The following is an 18,154-nucleotide window of genomic DNA, read 5'->3' as shown; positions in this document are numbered from 1 at the left end:
GATGGCGGCCGCTCTAGGTCGACCCTGTCGATTTGGTTGTCGACCCCGAGACATCGGCAGACCCCGAACCGGCCCTGCGCCGAGGTTACGCCCAAGTCAATCTGGCGGATAGGGCTGCACGCTGTGGTCGGGATCGTCGGTGAAGGGATAGGTGCTCTCTTGGTGACCTTGGGCTTCGACGGTACTGAGCTGATGGCACCGCAAACACACGAGGGCGTGAGTGCCGGTTCGTCGTATCCGGTGCCAGCGGTGCCCTCGGAGGTAGCACGCGATCGCTGTCAGGATCACCCTTTGGATGTTCCTCGCGTCCGTGACTTCGTGGGCCCTTGCGAGGCAACCAGTTCTCCAGAAGCGCAGAGCCAGAAGGTCTCCTACGCAGTGGCGCTCTCAAGTCCGGATCTACAAACCGGGGAGCAAGTCGGTGACTTCGTCCTGGTCTCCGGCGTTGCCAAGCGCGGGCCAACCATTACTGGCGTCCGTCCCGCATGTGCCCGTGGCGTCGTGCCGGGGCAGCGTTATGTGGCCGGCAGAGGGTTGCTCGATAGGTGGCCGGCTTGCTTGTGTGGCGTGACGCAGGTCGTTCGATTGCTTGACCAGGTGTGCCGCGAGGTCGCGGAGTTTGACGTTGGACTTTTGGGACTGTCGGGCCAAGCGCGCGAATGCTTCCTCGTCGTCGAGGTCGAACCGTTCCATGGTGAGCCCGATGGCTTTCCCGATGGTTCTGCTCGACTGGAGTGCCGCTGCCAGGTGGTTCTCGCGTCGGCTCTGGCTCAGTGCGATGGCTGCTTGGGCAGCAAAGACCCGCGCGTGGGCCAGGCGGTCGGCGTCAAGGTGCGCGTGCGTTGTCGAGTACAGGTTCAGCCCGCCGAGGGTTTGGTCCTCGCTGCAGATCGGCAGGCCCAGATGCGATCGAAGCCCCAGGCTGACGGCGTACGGCGTGAACCTCGGCCACCGATGCTCACTCTCGGCGTCGTCGATGATGACGGTGTGTCCCTCTCGAACGGCGGTGAGGGAGGGGCCTTCGTCCAAGGCGTATTGCATGTCGTCGAGGGCGAATACGAGTGGATCGGTGCCTGCCAGTGTCGTGAGGGTGCCTGTGTTATCTGCTATGCAGATCCCGACATGGGTACCGGGTACCAGTTGCCCGGCCACGTCGATGATCGAGTCCAGTACCGGCATCGCTCGCTCGCCGCGCCACGCGGATGCCGAACCGGCCGGGTCGACCACGTTCTCAGGGTGCCAAGTGTCCACGTCGCCTCCAACTGTCCTTGCAGTGAAAGTGACGAGCAGGCGTTGACTCGGTGGATAGGGCGCCCGAGGACTGCCAAACCTGCCCATCGGGGTCTGGGATGGGCCTTACATTCGCGAGAGTACGCGCTGTATCGCGAGTGGAAAACCCCCAATTTGGCGGGGCCACGGCGGGCCCCCACGCGGGTTTGCGCATTGACCTTGAAGCCCAGGAGCTGCTCGGTGACCGGCTGCGATGCCGGTACGGAGCCCGGACACACGGGTATGAAGTGCCGACCGCAGAAGGAGGTTACGGCTGGGGCTTACGGCAGCCACGCAGTCGCCAAGCCCTGCCGTCAACAGCGCAGTAGATGGTGAGCAGAGCCGGAGCTGAGAGAAGCGCCCTGGAACAGAACCAGGGCGCTCCCTCATGCCTTGGGCGTGGGGTGCGGTGGGGGTGCGCGCAGGGCGCGAAGCGCCCGGAGCGCGGGGGTCCCCAACGCGGGGCCCCGCGCATCGCGGCGGAGCCGCGCTTGAGCCAGTAAGGAAAGTCCTCACGGAATCAGAACCGTGGACGCGCTGGTCTGATCGATTTGTTGCGCGAGAGATCCGCGGGCGTGATCTGCGACCCCCTCGCGCCTTCCGTCCGGTGTCGCTCACCCTCTCCGCGGCATGTTCAGGCTACGCTCAGCGCGCTGTCGAGCAGAATTTGATGGGGGTGTGGGATGCGTGCGATTCGCTCTGTCCTTGCGTTGATGATCGTCGCCGGGCTCGCTGGTTGTGGGTCGGAGAAGGACCCGGCAATGCCAGACGTCACAGGCAAGAAACTCAATGTTGCCCAGAGCGACATCAAGCGCGCCGGCTTCGCCCAGGATGTCGAAGTCCTCGGAGGTGGGGCCTTCGGCGTGATGAAGGAGTCCAACTGGGAGGTTTGCGAGCAGACGCCGGCGCCTGGAGAGCCATTGACTGACGCCCCACGGCTGACGGTTGAACGCGACTGCAGCAAGGACGACGCCAAGCCGACCGGCGACCCGTCTGCCTCGCCCTCCGACGAGCCGTCACCGGAACCGGAAGCAACTGAGTCTGCGACCCCCCAGCCAGAGCCGATCCTGACGGTGAAGAACAACCGCGAGCTCGCGAAGCTGCTCCGCTCACCTCAGGACGACGAGCTGGCAGCTGCGTTCGCCGCCAAGTACGCCGGTAGGGCCATCGAGTTCGACGGCAACCTGGGGGCTATGCAGCACCACGACGACCAACAGACGCGATACGACATGTTGATCCTCGCCGGCGACTTCGACGAGAACAAGGTGATCGGGCCGATGTTTAGGTTCGTCAACATCTCGCCTGTCTTGGATCTGCACCCCACGGCCAAGAACAGGCCAGACAGCATCAAGGTGGGAGACAACCTCCACGTCGTGGCAGAGGTCGGCGAGTTCAACGAACTGGCTGGGACCTGGGAGCTTGAGCCCATCCACGTCGACAACCGCTGAGGAGCTGTTGTGTATGGCGTCCCCCAGTCCTCACTGACCCGAAGGTTCCTCTATGTCCCGCAGGCGCTACGGCCCTCTCAACTTCATCTTCGACGTCGTCCTGTGCGTCCTTACAGGCGGATTCTGGCTGATCTGGATCTTCGTCCGAGAGATGCGCAATCGCTGAAGTGCAAGGCCATGCTGGATGTGAGAAGAGCTCGAGGGCATCGGGCTCAAGCCAAACTGCGGTGGACGTGATCGAAATGGGGGCTTGAGCAGCGACCTCACGACGTCATCAAGCGCGACGTCTTCGGCCCCGCTACGCCTTGGCCATGAGCCGACGCAAGCAACAACGAACTGATGCCGATGCCTGTGTTACGTCACAAACATGTGCACGTACGCCTAGGAGCCCTGCAGGCCTCCGGCGGCACGACCCAACCGTCCGCATATCTGTTCGCGCCCCGGGAGTCGAAGCTCTCACTACCTTGGCGGCTATCTCGGAGGTTCTGTCCGGTGTCGTTGGTTGCGCCCACAATGGGGGCAAGGGCCAGCCGGTGCTCCGCCGGTGCGTCCACCAGTTGGGTCTAACGGGGTGGCACAATCGACTCCCTTAGACTTTCGGTGGGGAGGGATGGATGACCAACGTGATGCGTGAGGCGGAGGCTGATGCTGCCGCAGTGCTGGAGTCTTTCCAGATCATTGAGCCGCCAGTGGACCCCATTGCGATCGCAAGCGACCTTGGCATCGAGGTCTGGTCCTCCGTTCTCGACAGCGATGTGGCCGGGTTGTTGGTGGGCCGAGGTCGGGGAGCGACGGAGATCTACCTCAACAGGGCAGATCACAAGCATCGACAGCGGTTCACCTGCGCTCACGAGCTGGGTCACTTCTATCAACGCAAGCTCGGCGCGGTTGAGGGCGACTTCGACTTCGTGGACTACCGAAGCGACCTGGCGTCGGCAGGAACGGATCCCGGCGAAAGGTACGCGAATGCCTTCGCAGCAGCGCTCCTAATGCCGCGGGCATTCCTTGAGAGTCAGCCCGACCTGAGCGTGGGAGTTCTAGCCCGTAGTTGTGAGGTATCCGTCCAGGCAATGACTTATCGGCTGGAGAACCTCGGCCTACCAGTGCGCGGGCGACGCAGTGAGTGACTCGGATGACGAGCAAACGCCCTCACCGGCGCAGCGGCAGCAGCGGATCATAGATCTGACAATCGCCGCTCTGGGCAGCGCAAGCCCGCGTGACGCCAGCGTCGTCCGTAAAGCACGGCGGAGGTGGTGGCCCGGCCGCTCCTTTCCGTTGCATTCGACAGCCGATATCAAGCGTGCCGATCAGCGTCTCGACCTGCTCCTCAAGAGGCTGGTTGCCGGCTTCGCCCTCCTGGCGGTTGCAGGTCAACTGTTCATTGCCGACCTGGTCTTCTGGCGCTATGCGTCGTGCGGCCTGAATTGGAACCTGCCGACCGAATCAATCCAAACCTGGTTGGGCGCGACCGTGATACAGGTCTTAGGCATCCTGTACGTCATTACGCGCTACCTGTTCCCTCGGCGGGACGGCGCCTCCGTCACCAACGAAGACCTGGGATGAGGCTGCGGTCAGATCGCCTGTAACGGTGTGGCGGGTCGATGGCCGAGCTATGCGGCGGGTCCTCAAGGGCGGGTGGACCCAGATGGCTGGGCCAGACGCCAGCGGGCGTGTACCGCCTCGCTCGAGTTACGGGGCGGGTTCCGATGAGCGGTTTGGGCAACTTGCGCCGAACTGCCGAACCCAGCGACTACGGTTGGCGGTGTCGCAGAGCCCCGACCAAGCGGCTTGTTCGAGCTTGGTCGGGTCCGTTCAGGAGGGTCAAGTCGTGGAGTTGGTGAAGTCCAAGCAGCGGGTTGCTGACCATGGTGAGGTTTTCACACCTGTCTGGATGGTCGAAGCCATGCTTGACCTCGTCAAGGATGAATCCGAGCGAGTGGACTCCCGCTTCCTTGAGCCCGCCTGTGGCTCTGGAAACTTCCTCGTGAGGGTTCTCTCCCGCAAGTTGATGACGGTTCAGCTTCGCTACGGCAAGAGCGCCTTCGAGAAGCGTCACTACGCCCTCCTCGCGCTGATGTGCATCTATGGAATCGAGCTTTTGCCGGACAACGTAGCGGACTGTAGAGCCAACATGCTGGAGATCTTCACTGTCTTCATGGAGATGGAGAAGGACGACCCGGTGCGGGGGGCGGCAAAGTACGTCCTGAGCCAGAACATCGTTCATGGCGATGCCATGACCATGCTCAATAGCGAGGGGGCTGCCATAACTTTTGCCGAGTGGGGATACCTCGGGAAGGGTAAGTATCAGAGACGGGACTTCCGCTTCGAGACCCTCACTCAAATGAGTACCTTCGGTGAAGGAGACACGCTGTTCGCAGATATGGGGAAGCATGAAGTTTTTGCCCCCATCAAGAGTTACCCGCCGATGAGCGTGGCGGAGCTGGCCTCATGACCACGCATGCAGGTTTCTCGGTTCATGGCCGCAACCCCGACGTGCTTACTTGTATTGCGAACCTCTCCAACGATGAGGTCTTCACACCGCCCGAGTTCGCCAACCGCATGCTCGATACGGTGGCGAATGCATGGGCGGAAGCGCACGACGGCGAGGAGATCTGGACGAACCCCGACGTGCGCTTCCTCGACCCCTTCACCAAGTCGGGAATCTTCCTTCGGGAAGTCACGAGGCGCCTTACCGCAGGGCTCGCGGAAGTTATGCCTGACCTCGGGGGACGGGTGGACCACATTCTCACCAAGCAGGTCTACGGTATGGCCACCACGCACCTCACGAGTTTGCTTGCTCGTCGCAGCCTCTACTGCTCGAAGTGGGCTGACGGGGAGCACTCGATCGCCAAGTCTTTCGACAATCCCGAGGGCAACATCTGGTTCGAACGGCAAGAGCACACCTGGGTCGGTGGTACCGAGTGGGTGATCACTGCTGATGCACACGGCAATGGGATCAAGCAGATCACCAACGGCAGATGCAAGTTCTGTGGGGCGAGCCAGATTGCCCTCGACCGTGGAGTCAGCCTTGAGTCTCATGCCTACGCCTTCATCCACACCGACGACATCGAAGCTCTCGTCGCGGAGCTGTTCGGAGCAGACATGCAGTTCGACGTGATCATTGGCAACCCGCCGTACCAGATGACGGGCGGAGGCGGGGGAACAAACGATTCGCCGATCTACCAGCTCTTCGTGAACCAGGCAAAGAAGCTTGAGCCGCGCTTCCTCAGCATGGTCATTCCCTCGAGGTTCATGGCTGGGGGCCGGGGGCTCGGCGAATTCAGGGGCGAGTTCCTCGGGGACAAGCGCGTTCGTACTCTCGTCGATTTCGAGAACGCCAAGGATGCTTTCCCGACCGTCGGGATTGGCGGAGGCATCTGCTACTTCCTCTGGGATCGAGACAACCCTGGCCTATGCGAGAGCACCTACCATCGTGGCGGTGAAGCCATCGGCCCCTACCAGCGCCGATTGGATGAGTTCGAAGTCTTTGTCCGCGACAAGCGGGCGGTGGACATCCTCCACAAGGTCCTTGCTTTGGGCGAAAAGCCCTTCGAAGGGCTCGTCAGCGGCGATACCCCCTTTGGCCTCGCGACGAACTTCAAGGACTACAACCAGGACGCGGAGCCAGGTAATGGTGCTGTGCGGCTCTATGCCAACATTGGCACCCGTCGCGTCAGCGGAGCGATGGCACGTGCCGCGATCCGCAAGAACACCCACTTGATCGACGTGTGGAAGCTCTACTTGCCTGTCGCGGGCTCTGGCCGTGAGCGAGAGAAGACCGGTGTGGACGTGGTCTTGGGCCCGCCGCTTCTTGGGGAACCTGGCTCAGCCTGCACCCAGACCTACCTCGTCGCTGGACCGCTGGAGTCGAAGGCCGAGGCGAAGAGTGTTGAGTCATATCTACGGACGCGATTGGTTCGCTTCCTCATCTCGCTCCGGAAGCCAGCCCAGCACGTCTTCCGAGGCATGTATCGCTGGGTTCCAGAGCAAACGTGGGATCGAGCGTGGACCGACGCTGACCTCTACGAGAAGTACGGAATCACGAAGGAAGAGCAGACCTACATCGAATCCTTCATCAAGCCGATGGAGAACGCCAAGGAAGCCGATGCCGAAGACCATTGAGGAACTGCTTTCTCCTAAGCCCGATGCGCGGCTGAGGGTGTACGCCTACACCATCGACACTCCTGCTCATGTTGGCCTCATCAAGGTGGGGCAAACCACGCGCGATGTGAAGAAGAGGATCGCGGAACAGACGAAGACGGCCGGCATCAGGCCCACGATCCTGCTAGAGGAGCCAGCAGAGCGGGTGGACGGGGCATCCTTCACTGACCATCAGTTGCGGGCACGCTTGAATGCCAAGGGTTTTGAGAGCATCGAGCCTGCACCGGGCGCTGGCGAGTGGGTGCGCTGCACGCTGGCTGACGTTCAGACTGCCATCACGGAACTGCGCATGGGTCAGAGGCTAAGCGGCACTCACCACGAGACATTCAAGATGCGAGCTGAGCAGGCTCATGCGGTTGCCAAAAGCCACGCTTACTACAACTCGGTGTGGAGCGAGGACATGCACGCCGTGCCGCGCTTCCTCTGGAACGCGAAGATGCGTTTCGGCAAGACGTTCACTTCGTATCAGTTGGCCAAGAAGCTCGGAGCCAGTCGCGTTCTCGTGGTGACCTTCAAGCCCGCAGTTGAGGACGCGTGGCAGACCGACCTTGAGAACCATGCCGACTTCGATGGCTGGCAGTACATGAGCAAGCAGTCCGGCGCTGATCCGTTGGCAGTGGCGAAGAACAAGCCTCTGGTCTACTTCGGCTCGTTCCAGGACCTGTTGGGACGCGACAGGGCGGGCAATATCAAGGCCAAGAACAAGTGGCTCCATGAGATCAACTGGGACCTTGTGATCTTCGATGAGTATCACTTCGGTGCGTGGCGCGAGACTGCGAAGGAACTCTTCGAGGGCGAAGACGACTCCCAGGTCAGGGCAGAGACGACGCTCGAGTACAACCCCGAGCTAGACGCCTACCACGAGGAACTTGACGAACTGAGTGAGCAGGAGACCGAATTCCTGCCTATCACGACGCGCGCTTACCTGTACCTATCGGGCACGCCCTTCAAGGTGCTCAGGACGGGTGAGTTCATCGAGGAGCAGATTTTCAACTGGACCTATACGGACGAACAGCGGGCCAAGGACGCCTTCGCGCAGGCGCACCCTGGCGCCTGGAACCCTTACGGTGGACTTCCACAGATGCGCCTTCTGACTTACCAGATGCCCGATGAGTTGGTCGCGATCGCTAGCTCCGGTGAATTTGATGAGTTCGACCTCAACGCGTTCTTCGCTGCCACTGGGAAGGGCGCAGAGGCCGCATTCAAGTACAAGGACGAGGTCCAGAAGTGGCTCGACATCATCAGGGGCGCCTACGCGCCGACTCAGGTGGACAACCTAAAGCAGGGTTCACAGAGGCCGCCCTTCCCCTACTCCGACGTGCGCCTGCTGCCCCACGTCCAGCATGCCTTTTGGTTCCTGCCGAACGTGGCGGCATGCCATGCCATGGCGAACCTCCTGGCCGAGCGCCAAAACGCCTACTTCCATAAGTACAAGGTGCTTACGGTGGCCGGGGCCGGTGCAGGTATTGGCTTGGATGCCTTGCCGCCCGTTCGCAGGGCAATTGGCAGCGGCCATGATTCAGGTTCCATCGTGCTTTCATGCGGCAAGCTCACGACAGGCGTCACCGTGCCGCAGTGGTCATCCATCCTCATGCTTCGCAACTTGAAGTCGCCTGAGACCTACTTCCAGGCCGCCTTCCGTGTGCAGTCACCGTGGAGCCAGAAGAATCCAAACGGCGACAACCCCCACGAAGAAGAGGTCTACAAACCCATCTGCTTCGTGTTCGACTTTGCTCCCACCCGGGCCCTTCGCCAGCTCTCCGAGTATGGAGTGGGCTTGAGCCCCAACGAGCCCAACCCCGAAAAGGCCGTGGAGGACCTGGTGTCGTTCCTCCCGGTGCTTGCCTACGACGGCTCCCACATGATCCAGATTGACGCTGGCGGCATCCTCGACACGGCCATGGCAGGTACGAGCGCGACCCTGCTAGCTCGCAAGTGGGAGTCCGCCCTCCTGGTCAACGTCGATAACGACACCCTTCGCAGGATCCTCGCCAACGAGGAAGCTCTGCGAGCAGTCATGCACATCGAAGGCTTCAGGGCTCTGGGTGACAACATCATCGAAACGGTCGTCAACAAGAGCGAAAAGGTAAAAGAACTCAAAAAGAAGCTCGGCGACAAGAACGATCCGAAGACGAGGAAGGAGCTCACGGATGAGGAGAAGGAGTACAAGTCCAAACGAAAGCAGATCCAGGACAAACTGATCAAATTTGCGACCCGGATTCCCGCATTCATGTACCTGACTGACTTTCGCGAAAACACGCTTCAGGATGTTATCACGAAGATCGAAACGGATCTCTTTCGAACCGTCACAGGGCTCTCGGTGGAGGATTTCAACCTTTTGGTCTCGCTGAACGTCTTCAACTCTGGCCATATGAATCAGGCCGTCTTTGCATTTCGCCGCTACGAAGACTCCTCGCTGTCGTATACGGGCCTGGATTCTCATGAGGGAATTCGTCATTACGGGCTGTATGACACGGTCGTAGCTCGGGATGCGCTTGCTGAGTCTGGTGGGGTTGTTACCTAAGATTGGCCCATCCGTGGCGAAGGCCGATGCAGCGACCTTGGCGCGCCAGCACTACCCGTGGTGGCGCGTTGTCCCTGCGGTTGCTTCCAGACTTGAGTTGCTTGCTCGCTGGGCCGTCGGGCACGTACCTGCTCAGACACCCGATGGATCCGGTGACGAAGCGTCGCCCGAAGGGGTAGCCCAGTCCTTGAGGCGCGATGCCCTAAGGCGCTGCCGTCCAAGGTCGTGGCGCATTAGCATCTAGGGGAGACGCAGCCGACGGAGGGTGATGAGCCAAGCAGACGCGAAGGCAGATCTATATGCCGCATACGCCAGGGGTGAGACGCCCGCTTTCCGTGGCGCGATGCCGCACGGCCTGGACGAGGCGTGGGCACTCGGTGATGTGCTTGTAGTCCTCCCCGCGGTGCCGCCAAACTGCTCTCCAGAGTTGGAGTTCGCGCTGCGTTTACGGCGTGGCGCAATCCTTACCGGACGATGTGAGAAGTGCGAAGCAGTGCCGACGTTGGGACGGAAGGATGCGGACCTTGGCGTTCCAGCACTTGAAGCACTTTTCCGCCATCGAAGACATTGCCCTGCTCGGGACGAGAACGTTAAGGCGCTCCTCGCGTCCTACCACGGCGAGCGGGCCGCAGAGGACACGGAGGAGAAGGACTTCGACTGGGCACAGGAGATCAACCGCGCAAAGGTTGCGCCGGCCAAGGTCGATGGCATCCAAATGTCCAGCTCTCGTGGCAAAACGGCCGCCGTGGACGTGCTTAGCCAGCTGGATCCAAATGATGAAAATGTTCGCGTCTGTGACCATCTGCACGCCCACCCGATGCAGCCATGGAACATCTTCATCGCCAAACGATCGTGGAAATGCGATCAATGCTGGGCTTACGCGGTGAAAGACATGATGGACGGCGTCAGGATTGGAAAGAATCTCGGGCCGGTAGAAGAATTCACCTGCGATCTTTGTCGCCGCTACAGCCCCAACACGCTTGTACCACTCCTGATGCGAATCGATATCTTCGTAATGCACGGTGCCGTTTGCCAGCGATGTCAAGTTAAGTACGCAGTGCAACCAGGTGAGGAGAGTTAGGGGATGGCGAGAACTAAGCCCCGGGATGGCGCAGAGGCAACGGTCGAACACGTTGACGAATCTGCCTTGGCTATGGCTCAAGAAATGCTGGGCACCGAGTCTCCAGGCGACACTGTTAATGCCGCGCTGAACCAAGTCGTGCGCGAGAGATTGGTTACTGAATTTCTTGGATTTATGCGGTCAGACGCCATGAATGGGACGGACGAGTTGCGAGCTGAAGCATGGCGGTGACTGAATACTTGGTAGACACCAGCGCGATGTCGCGGTTGAAGGTGGATGCCGTGAACGACCGTCTCGAACCACTGCTCATGAGAGGGCTGGTTCACACATGCGCGATCCTGGAACTAGAAGCACTCTACTCAGCCCAGAGTTACGACGACTATCAAAAGCTGTCAGGATGGCGTAACTCGATACTCCGTTACGAGGAGACCGATGAGCGAGACTGGGAGGATGCACTAAAAGTCCAGAGCGATCTAGCGGCCGATGCACAGCATCGGGGAGCATCGATTCCTGACCTTGTCATCGCAGCCGTGGCCAAACGGCAAGGATTGACCGTAATCCACTATGACAGCGACTATGAGGCGATTGCTGCGGTCACGGGGCAGGCGCACGAATGGGTTGTTCCACGGGGATCCATTTGACACAAAGTTGGTCCCTGATTCTGGAGTGACGAATAAGTGTGAGTTGTGTTTCACGAAGTCTTATCCGAGTCTCCGCGCTGGATCCTCGTTCTAGCGGAAGATGGCTCCGTCGTGGGCGCGCACGGTCGGTGGTCCCTGACGTTCAGCATCCTGGATACGAATCGCGAAGACCTGCTGCATGGATGTGCTTAGGGTACTGACATGTCGCCAATCGACGATGGTGGCCTCGGCGGATGATTGTCCTGGTTTTGATCTCAGTTTGCATCGAAACACGAGTGCGACGATTCCGAGTGACATGTTCTTGTAGACGCCGGTCAGCGGGCCAACTTCGATCTCGGCGCCGGTCTCCTCGCGGACCTCACGTCTGAGGCCGTCCTCGATGGTCTCGTTCAGTTCGAGTACCCCACCTGGTGGCTCCCAGTTGCCGTTGTCGCGGCGCTTGATGAGGAGAACCCTCTTGCCGGAGTCGTCGAAGATGGCCGCCGCAACACTTACCGAGTGGCGCGGTGGCTTGTTCGCTGGGATCGCCTCCATCTGTCAAAGTGTAGGCAGTACAGACGACTGGAGGAGTCATGTTGGAGCTTGGTCAGGTCGACAAGTCCGCGGACATGCCTGCCTTCAAGCAGATCGCCCAGGGCATTCGTGAGGCGGTCTCTTCCGGTCGGCTCAGTCCCGGCGACCAGGTGCCGTCCGAGTCGCAACTCATGGAGCACTTCGGTGTTGCCCGGATGACGGTGCGTCAGGCGTTGGCCGACCTTCGCGCCGAGGGACTGCTCCGGTCAGAGCACGGCCGCGGCGTCTTCGTGAGAGACCGTCCGGTTGTTCGCCGTGTCGCCTCGGACCGATTCGCGCGCCGCCACCGAGAGGAAGGGCAGGCCGCATTCTTGGCTGAGGCGGAGGGCGTAGGGACCCCGTCCGTGGACGAGATTGAGGTGGGCAGCGAGGTCGCGTCAGCGGATGTGCGTTCGGCCTTGTCCTTGTTGGCACGTTCGAAGGTTGTTGCGAGGCGTCGCCGATACCTGATGGACGGTCAGCCCGTTGAGCTTGCCCAGTCCTATGTTCCGCATGCCATCGCCAACGGGACCAAGATCGCCGAGCAGGACACCGGGCCGGGTGGGATCTACGCGCGCCTGGAGGAGCTGGGGCACCAGTTGGCCGAGTTCTCCGAAGAAGTCGCCGCTCGGATGCCTACGCCGGAGGAGCGTCGGCGCCTGCGACTGCCGACCGGGACGCCGGTGCTGACGGTTCGTCGAATTGCGTTCGACCGCAACGGAACTGCTGTCGAGTTGACTGACACCGTCAAGGCGGCCCCCAGTTACGTCTTGGAGTACCGCTTCCCCGCGATCTGAGTCCGAGAAGGTGCTTGTCTAGAGGAGTATGGTTTACTGGCTTCTGTTAGTAACCGCTCTAGACAAGTAGAGGTGTTGGTCATGGCGATTCAGCAGAGGATGCGGGTCCGGTTCGAGGACGTCTTCCCGGAGGGTGTCGGGATGCGCGGGTCGGTCACGGCGGTGGAGGACTTCGATCTGATCCAGGCGGCGAAGGCCGAGGGTCGGGAGCCGGGGGACGTGCAGGTCCGGGACAAGGAGTCCGGTCTGCGGGTGTGGGAGGTCCGCGTTGTGGACTATGACGAGGAGGCCCCGAAGAACCAGGGCGAGGTGACGGTGAAGATCGCCGCCGATGTGCAGCCGGTGCCTCCGTCGAAGGTGGATGGTCAGAAGCTGCGGCCGGTGGAGTTCGACAACCTGACGGTGACGGCGTGGATCGACGACCGTGGCAAGCGGCCGAAGATCGGATGGTCGCTGCGCGCGGACGGGATGCGCGCCCCCGGTGCCAAGCCCAACGGGTCGAGCGCCGCCAAAACGCAAGGGCCGGTTGAGAAGGGTGCGGCGTGATGCGCCCCGTGGAGGCAGTGGCGTGGGCGGACGCGTTCGACATCGAGGTGAAGGACCTCCCCGCTGTGCTGACGCATGAGGTATCGCGGGTTGACGGAGTCCGCACCGAACTGGCGAAGCTGGTCCGGGAGTTCGTCAACGCCCCAGACGACGAGGTCCGTCGCGGCATGCACCGGGCTTACTCCGCTCTTGGTGCGGCTCAGTCCCGGGTGATGTCAGTGGCGGCGGACGCTCGCCGGTCGGCTTGAAAGGGGGTTTGTGATGAGTGCGCCCAGGGGTCCGATGTTCGGCAGCGACGAGCCGGTGCCGATGATGATCGAGGCAGTCGTCCGTCTCGTGCTGCTGGTTGTGCGGTCGGTGTTCCGGCTGGTCCGGTTCGCGATCCGTCGCCCCCGGGTCGCCTCGGCGGCAGGCTCCCTGCTGGTGCTGGACCGGTACGCCGGCCACCTCGCGCTTCTTGCGGTGCTGGCGGCTCTGGTCGTTGGCCTGGTGGTGTGGCGGGTGGCGTGGCCGGAGTCCTACAGGGGGCAGGTCCGGCCACGCCTGACTCGAGTGTGGCTGTTGATGACATATCCGGGCAAATGGCGACGGATCGCCCCACGGGTTGGTCTCGTCGTCCACGACCACATCGGCAGCAACAAGCCTTGGGTGTACGGGGGACTCGGGGACATCCGGGTCACCCCGGCCGGGATCGTACGTCTGCGGGTGGCGATCCCGACCGGGCTCACCCTCGACGACTACGCCCGCAAGGCCGACGCGCTGGCCGTCGCGTTCGGCGTCCGCGAAGCCCGAGTCACGGGGTCAGGCCCGGGGTCGGTCTGGATCGAGCTGCACTGCACCGACGTCCTCAAGATCACGATCGCACCTCTGCCGGTCCAGCCGGAATCGGAGGTGAACCTTGCCGGGGTCCCGGTCGGGCGGCACGAGGACGGCACCGAGTGGCGGTTCTCCCTCTGGCAGACCCATGTCCTGATCGCCGGGGCCACGGGCGCGGGGAAGGGCTCCATCCTGTGGTCGCTGCTGCGAGGGCTGTCCCCGGCGATCAATGCAGGGTGGGTGCAGGTGTGGGCCATCGACCCCAAGGGCGGTATGGAACTACGCCCCGGGCAACGACTCTTCTCCCGGTTCGAGGACGGCACCCCGGAGACGATGTGCGACCTGCTCGAGGACCTCGTGGCCGTGATGGACGCGCGCGCCAAAAGGCTGGCGCACCTGGGTATCCGCAAGCACCAGCCCTCCCCGGACTCACCGCACCTGCTGGCAGTGATCGACGAACTCGCAACCCTCACCGCGTTCGCCGAACGGGACGTGGTGCGACGGATCGAGAAGGCCCTCGGGCTGCTGCTGACCAAGGGCCGCGCGGTCGGGATCACCGTGCTGGCGGCGGTGCAGGACCCCGGCAAGGATGTCGTCGGGTGGCGCGACCTGTTCCCCACCCGGGTCGCGATGCGCCTGGACAACCCGATCCAGGTCGACATGGTCCTCGGCGAAGGCGCACGCGACATGGGCGCCACCGCCGACCACATCAACGAACAAACCCCAGGGGTGGCGTTCGTCCGGATCGAAGGCACGCGCGCGATCCGCAGAGTCCGCGCCTCGTACCTCACCGACGACGACATCCACGCCCTCGCCGGATCCGTCACCGCCTCAACGGCACTGACCGCCCCCCGGGCGCCAAAGCCCGTCGACCCCCTCGACAGCTTCGACTCGGGGCCGCGACCGGTCGCCCCCCAGCCGACACCAGACGCAACGCCTGACGCATCCGCGCGGCCGAGGAAGCCACGGCCCCCGCGCAAGCCGCGCAACCGAGACGGATCGCGGGTGGCTTGATCATGCTCCGCGTTGTGACCTTGTCCGCTCAGTCGCCATCGTCGACGAGAACAACGGACTCGTCCGAGGGGTGCCCTGTCCCAAAGGACGTATTGCACAGACTGCATGTGAAGAGTCCAGGAGCACTGGGCCAATGAGGACCGAAGTGCTCGCAGACGGGACATTCCGCGTTGAGAACGCGAACCTCGTGGGACGCCATGCACCTGACGGTAGTGCGCTGACGAAGGCCGCGTCGCACGTTTCGGAGAGGTTCCCCGGGTTCGGGGACGAGGCCGCGCTGGATCTCGACCTGGCCTCACCGCGGGTTGCAGCGCAGGTGATGGCACGGTTGCTCTCCCCGGACTTCGACGACTGGTCCAACGCGGTCGCTCGGGTGGGGTCGTGCACCAACCCAATCCACCTCACCGGATCGTCGATGCGCGTCGACGCCAGGACGGGGGAGGTGCTGTCGACGTACTCCTCCGACGCCGAGCCGCTGGGGGCCACCTTGATCCGGTGCGGCAACCGCCGAGCATCCGACTGCCCGTCGTGTTCGCGGGTCTACGCGGCCGACATGTTCCACCTCATCAAGGCAGGGGTCGCTGGCGGCAAGGGCGTCCCGGAACGGGTGGGGGAGAACCCGCTGGTCTTCGCGACGGTGACCGCGCCGTCGTTCGGGCATGTCCATGGGATGCGTGACAACGGTCGCCGGTGCCGTCCCCACGCGAAGGCGAAGCGTTGCGAGCACGGCCGATCCACCACCTGCATGACCAGGCATGGTGACGGCGACGAGCTGCTGGGCCAGCCGCTGTGCGGGGAGTGCTACGACTACGCCTCCCACATCGTGTGGCAGTGGTGGGCGCCCGAGCTGTGGAGGCGATTCAACATCGGGATCAAGCGGGTGTTGGCGCGCCGGCTCGGCGTGAAGGAATCCCGGCTCAAGCAGGTCGCGTGCGTGCAGTACTCGAAGGTGGCCGAGTACCAGCGCCGCGGGCTGATCCACTTCCACGCCCTGGTCCGCCTGGACGGTCCAAAGGCCGACGACGCGTTCGCACCCGCGCCCGACGGGGTCACCGCCCAGCTGCTCGCCCAGGTCGTCGAGGAGACCGTCCAATCGGTCCGATTCACCGCACCGCCAGTCTTCGCCGGTGACGTCCCCCGGGTGCTGGCATTCGGTGCCCAGGTCGACTGCCGTCCGGTGAAGGTCGGCTACCGCACGGACGACCCCGTTGGACCGCTGAATGCGGAGCAGGTGGCCGGGTACCTCGCGAAGTACTCGACCAAGTCCGCCACTGACACCGTCAATAGAGAGGTCTCGAACCCGCACCTGTCCCGGATCCAAGCCGTGGCAGCCGAGTTCGCCACCCTCGTCGAGGACGAGTGGGTCGCGGAGCGGATGCAATGCGCCCTGAAGGAGCTGCCGTACGGACTGCTGGGCAAGTGGCATACCGCCCTTGGCTTCCGAGGGCACTTCGCGACCAAGTCACGCCGCTACTCCGTCACCCTCGGAGCCTTGCGCCGCGCCCGTCGACGCGCACAGGTCCTCATCGCAGACGCACATCGCACCGGCATACCCGTCGACCTCGCGTCGATGGAAGCTCAGCTGCTCGCTGACGACGATGACGAAGCCACGCTCGTGGTCGGGTCTTGGTCCTTCGTCGGAACCGGCTGGGACACCGAAGGTGACGTCGCACTGGCCCGCGCTGCTGCCGCACGGGCACGCGAGTACGCACAACACAGGGCCGAGGCGAAGCGTCCGAATCAGTAGTGGTCCCAAAGGAAATCAACCAAGGGGTGAAGGTCATGAGTAGAGAAGTCGATGAAGTGCAGGCTCCGGTCCTGCTGTCTCCGGACGAGGCGGCGGAGTGGTGCCACATCAGCGTGGGGACGCTGAACCACCTGAGGTATCACGGGCGGTTCGCTCCGGCCATCAGGATCGGCAAGCGATGCTTCTGGACGCCGAAGGACCTGTTGGCGTGGTTGGAGTCGCAAAAGGAACCGGCGTGATCATCAAGCGCCCCAACGGCAAGTGGCGGGTCCAGGTGAAGTACCGCAGCCGTGTCGTAGCTGATCGGACCTTCGACCGACGCGGCGACGCTGTGCGCTGGGAAGTCGAGCAGAAGCGGTTGCTGCACTCTGGCGAGTTCGTCGCTCCCGCTGCCGGTCGGATCACGGTGCGCGAGCTGGCCGATGAGTTTCGGGAGGCACGGAAGGGGCAGGTGTCGGTGCGGGCCTGGGAGTCGGACGAGAGCGCTCTCCGGGTCCACATCGTGCCGGCCTTCGGGAAGTTCCCGATCTCATCGGTCACACCTCCTTTGGTCGAGCGATTCCTGGTCGACCTGGCAGTGACGCGGTCGGTGCGGACAGCGGCTCGCGTCCGAACGACTCTGCGGGGGCTCTTCAGGTATGCCGTGAAGACGCGTCGCCTTCAGGTCTCACCCGCAGAGCTCGTGCCCCTTCCGCATCCCGACTCGAGGACGGGCAAGGTCGTCGAGGTCGACCCGTTCACCGTCGCTGTACTCCTTGATGTGGTCGACACTCAGCGGAAGCTGTCGACCGGGGGTGCCGACATCACGTTGGTCCTGGCTCTGACCGGTCTGCGATTCGGCGAGCTACGCGGGCTGCGAGTCCGAGACGTGGTCTCGGTTCCCTATCCCGGGATCGTGGTCAAGCGGTCCATTCCGCAGTCCGGGCTGACAGGTGCGGTCATCGAGCGGGCCACGACCAAGAGCGGTCGATCCCGGATGGTGCCGCTGTCGGAACTGGTGTTGCCGGTGGTCCTCAGGGCGGCGGAGGGGAAAGAGCCGAACGACTTGCTCTTTCCCGCACCCGAGGGCGGGTACCTCCACGCCCAGAACTGGCGGCGTCAGATTCACTGGAACACGACGGGCCTCGGGAGGCGTCCGCACGACCTGCGGCACACTGCGGCATCCCTGTGGATCGCGGCCGGGGTGGACATCAAGACGGTGTCGTCCTGGCTCGGTCACTCGACGGCGAAGCTGACGCTCGACACCTATGGGCACCTGATGGGGACGGACGCCGACCGGGCGGCCTTGGACCGGGTCAACAAGGCTCTTGGGAACCCAATAGGCACCCAGCCGCCGAAATCGTCAGACTCGGAGAGCGACGGGGAGGCCTGAATATGGCCTCTGACCTGCGAAAACGTGGTGGTGCCCTTGTAGGCATTCGGCTGATGGTTGACGGTTTTACGTCGGTTGATCCTTGACACTCCTTACGTCAGTTTGTCCTGCGGGTCTTGGTCAGTGCACCTCCCAAGGGTCGTTTGTTGCGGACGGGGCCGGTGCTGTCGCGTCGCACGGTGCGCA

At 62.8% G+C, this 18,154-nt stretch carries 17 protein-coding genes; 15 read left to right on the top strand and 2 right to left on the bottom strand.

Annotated elements, in window-relative coordinates; genetic code table 11:
• Positions 1 to 399: 399 nt before the first annotated feature.
• Positions 400 to 1,227, bottom strand: coding sequence for a GAF and ANTAR domain-containing protein (locus AC1DS4_RS16870; protein WP_477633704.1), 828 nt, complete (start codon positions 1,225 to 1,227; stop codon positions 400 to 402).
• Between the two features lie 755 nt (positions 1,228 to 1,982).
• On the opposite strand from AC1DS4_RS16870, the gene AC1DS4_RS16865 reads away from it, so the two are divergent.
• The 8 genes from AC1DS4_RS16865 (at position 1,983) to AC1DS4_RS16830 (ending at position 11,124) form a co-directional block, all read left to right on the top strand.
• Positions 1,983 to 2,717, top strand: coding sequence for a DUF4839 domain-containing protein (locus AC1DS4_RS16865; RefSeq protein ID WP_477633703.1), 735 nt, complete (start codon positions 1,983 to 1,985; stop codon positions 2,715 to 2,717).
• A 614-nt stretch (positions 2,718 to 3,331) separates the two neighbouring features.
• Complete coding sequence (locus AC1DS4_RS16860; protein WP_477633702.1) at positions 3,332 to 3,844, top strand: ImmA/IrrE family metallo-endopeptidase; 513 nt, start codon at positions 3,332 to 3,334, stop codon at positions 3,842 to 3,844.
• A complete protein-coding gene (locus AC1DS4_RS16855; protein WP_477633701.1) occupies positions 3,837 to 4,280 on the top strand; it encodes a hypothetical protein in 444 nt (147 codons plus the stop codon). The genes AC1DS4_RS16860 and AC1DS4_RS16855 overlap by 8 nt, the downstream gene beginning before the upstream one ends.
• Before the next feature lie 265 nt (positions 4,281 to 4,545).
• The gene (locus AC1DS4_RS16850) at positions 4,546 to 5,169 is read left to right on the top strand and encodes an N-6 DNA methylase (protein ID WP_477633700.1); all 624 of its coding nucleotides are present in this window, start codon (positions 4,546 to 4,548) and stop codon (positions 5,167 to 5,169) included.
• Positions 5,166 to 6,839 carry an Eco57I restriction-modification methylase domain-containing protein gene (locus AC1DS4_RS16845; protein ID WP_477633699.1) on the top strand — a complete coding sequence of 558 codons (1,674 nt, stop codon included), beginning with the start codon at positions 5,166 to 5,168 and terminating at the stop codon, positions 6,837 to 6,839. Before AC1DS4_RS16850 ends, AC1DS4_RS16845 begins: the two co-directional genes overlap by 4 nt.
• Positions 6,823 to 9,402 (top strand): GIY-YIG nuclease family protein, encoded by a 2,580-nt coding sequence (locus tag AC1DS4_RS16840; protein ID WP_477633698.1) that lies wholly within the window; start codon positions 6,823 to 6,825, stop codon positions 9,400 to 9,402. The genes AC1DS4_RS16845 and AC1DS4_RS16840 overlap by 17 nt, the downstream gene beginning before the upstream one ends.
• Before the next feature lie 268 nt (positions 9,403 to 9,670).
• Positions 9,671 to 10,483: a hypothetical protein gene (locus AC1DS4_RS16835; protein WP_477633697.1), complete on the top strand. Its 813-nt coding sequence runs from the start codon at positions 9,671 to 9,673 to the stop codon at positions 10,481 to 10,483.
• Positions 10,484 to 10,704: 221 nt separating this feature from the next.
• Entirely contained in the window at positions 10,705 to 11,124 is a 420-nt protein-coding gene (locus tag AC1DS4_RS16830; RefSeq protein WP_477633696.1) for a PIN domain-containing protein, read from the top strand.
• A gap of 90 nt (positions 11,125 to 11,214) precedes the next feature.
• On the opposite strand, the gene AC1DS4_RS16825 is transcribed toward AC1DS4_RS16830, so the two are convergent.
• Positions 11,215 to 11,658, bottom strand: coding sequence for an NUDIX hydrolase (locus AC1DS4_RS16825; protein WP_477633695.1), 444 nt, complete (start codon positions 11,656 to 11,658; stop codon positions 11,215 to 11,217).
• A 38-nt stretch (positions 11,659 to 11,696) separates the two neighbouring features.
• Here AC1DS4_RS16825 and AC1DS4_RS16820 point away from each other — a divergent pair, with 38 nt between their 5' ends.
• The 7 genes from AC1DS4_RS16820 to AC1DS4_RS16790 all read left to right on the top strand — a co-directional run bounded on the left by AC1DS4_RS16820 (position 11,697) and on the right by AC1DS4_RS16790 (position 17,968).
• Complete coding sequence (locus AC1DS4_RS16820) at positions 11,697 to 12,473, top strand: GntR family transcriptional regulator (RefSeq protein ID WP_477633694.1); 777 nt, start codon at positions 11,697 to 11,699, stop codon at positions 12,471 to 12,473.
• A 72-nt stretch (positions 12,474 to 12,545) separates the two neighbouring features.
• Positions 12,546 to 13,019 carry a plasmid replication, integration and excision activator gene (locus tag AC1DS4_RS16815; protein ID WP_477633693.1) on the top strand — a complete coding sequence of 158 codons (474 nt, stop codon included), beginning with the start codon at positions 12,546 to 12,548 and terminating at the stop codon, positions 13,017 to 13,019.
• On the top strand, positions 13,016 to 13,267 hold the full coding sequence (locus AC1DS4_RS16810; RefSeq protein ID WP_477633692.1) for a hypothetical protein: 252 nt from the start codon (positions 13,016 to 13,018) through the stop codon (positions 13,265 to 13,267). Before AC1DS4_RS16815 ends, AC1DS4_RS16810 begins: the two co-directional genes overlap by 4 nt.
• Positions 13,268 to 13,280: 13 nt before the next feature.
• A complete protein-coding gene (locus tag AC1DS4_RS16805; RefSeq protein WP_477633691.1) occupies positions 13,281 to 14,849 on the top strand; it encodes an FtsK/SpoIIIE domain-containing protein in 1,569 nt (522 codons plus the stop codon).
• A gap of 133 nt (positions 14,850 to 14,982) precedes the next feature.
• A complete protein-coding gene (locus tag AC1DS4_RS16800) occupies positions 14,983 to 16,596 on the top strand; it encodes a replication initiator (protein ID WP_477633690.1) in 1,614 nt (537 codons plus the stop codon).
• A gap of 35 nt (positions 16,597 to 16,631) precedes the next feature.
• Positions 16,632 to 16,835: a helix-turn-helix transcriptional regulator gene (locus AC1DS4_RS16795; RefSeq protein ID WP_477633710.1), complete on the top strand. Its 204-nt coding sequence runs from the start codon at positions 16,632 to 16,634 to the stop codon at positions 16,833 to 16,835.
• Positions 16,832 to 17,968 carry a tyrosine-type recombinase/integrase gene (locus tag AC1DS4_RS16790; protein ID WP_477633689.1) on the top strand — a complete coding sequence of 379 codons (1,137 nt, stop codon included), beginning with the start codon at positions 16,832 to 16,834 and terminating at the stop codon, positions 17,966 to 17,968. The genes AC1DS4_RS16795 and AC1DS4_RS16790 overlap by 4 nt, the downstream gene beginning before the upstream one ends.
• Positions 17,969 to 18,154 lie beyond the last annotated feature (186 nt).

The organism is Pedococcus sp. P3_C7 (assembly GCF_056402615.1).
Note: the sequence above shows the minus strand (reverse complement) of the source record. Positions and strands in the feature narration are given on the sequence as shown.

What these genes read in the sequence shown, in the direction of transcription:
- AC1DS4_RS16840 (WP_477633698.1), top strand. Translation starts at nt 6,823, where the DNA reads ATGCCGAAGACCATTGAGGAACTGCTTTCTCCTAAGCCCGATGCGCGG.
- AC1DS4_RS16830 (WP_477633696.1), top strand. Translation starts at nt 10,705, where the DNA reads ATGGCGGTGACTGAATACTTGGTAGACACCAGCGCGATGTCGCGGTTG.
- AC1DS4_RS16820 (WP_477633694.1), top strand. Translation starts at nt 11,697, where the DNA reads ATGTTGGAGCTTGGTCAGGTCGACAAGTCCGCGGACATGCCTGCCTTC.
- AC1DS4_RS16805 (WP_477633691.1), top strand. Translation starts at nt 13,281, where the DNA reads ATGAGTGCGCCCAGGGGTCCGATGTTCGGCAGCGACGAGCCGGTGCCG.
- AC1DS4_RS16800 (WP_477633690.1), top strand. Translation starts at nt 14,983, where the DNA reads ATGAGGACCGAAGTGCTCGCAGACGGGACATTCCGCGTTGAGAACGCG.
- AC1DS4_RS16860 (WP_477633702.1), top strand. Translation starts at nt 3,332, where the DNA reads ATGACCAACGTGATGCGTGAGGCGGAGGCTGATGCTGCCGCAGTGCTG.
- AC1DS4_RS16835 (WP_477633697.1), top strand. Translation starts at nt 9,671, where the DNA reads ATGAGCCAAGCAGACGCGAAGGCAGATCTATATGCCGCATACGCCAGG.
- AC1DS4_RS16795 (WP_477633710.1), top strand. Translation starts at nt 16,632, where the DNA reads ATGAGTAGAGAAGTCGATGAAGTGCAGGCTCCGGTCCTGCTGTCTCCG.
- AC1DS4_RS16845 (WP_477633699.1), top strand. Translation starts at nt 5,166, where the DNA reads ATGACCACGCATGCAGGTTTCTCGGTTCATGGCCGCAACCCCGACGTG.
- AC1DS4_RS16865 (WP_477633703.1), top strand. Translation starts at nt 1,983, where the DNA reads ATGATCGTCGCCGGGCTCGCTGGTTGTGGGTCGGAGAAGGACCCGGCA.
- AC1DS4_RS16825 (WP_477633695.1), bottom strand. Translation starts at nt 11,658, where the DNA reads ATGGAGGCGATCCCAGCGAACAAGCCACCGCGCCACTCGGTAAGTGTT.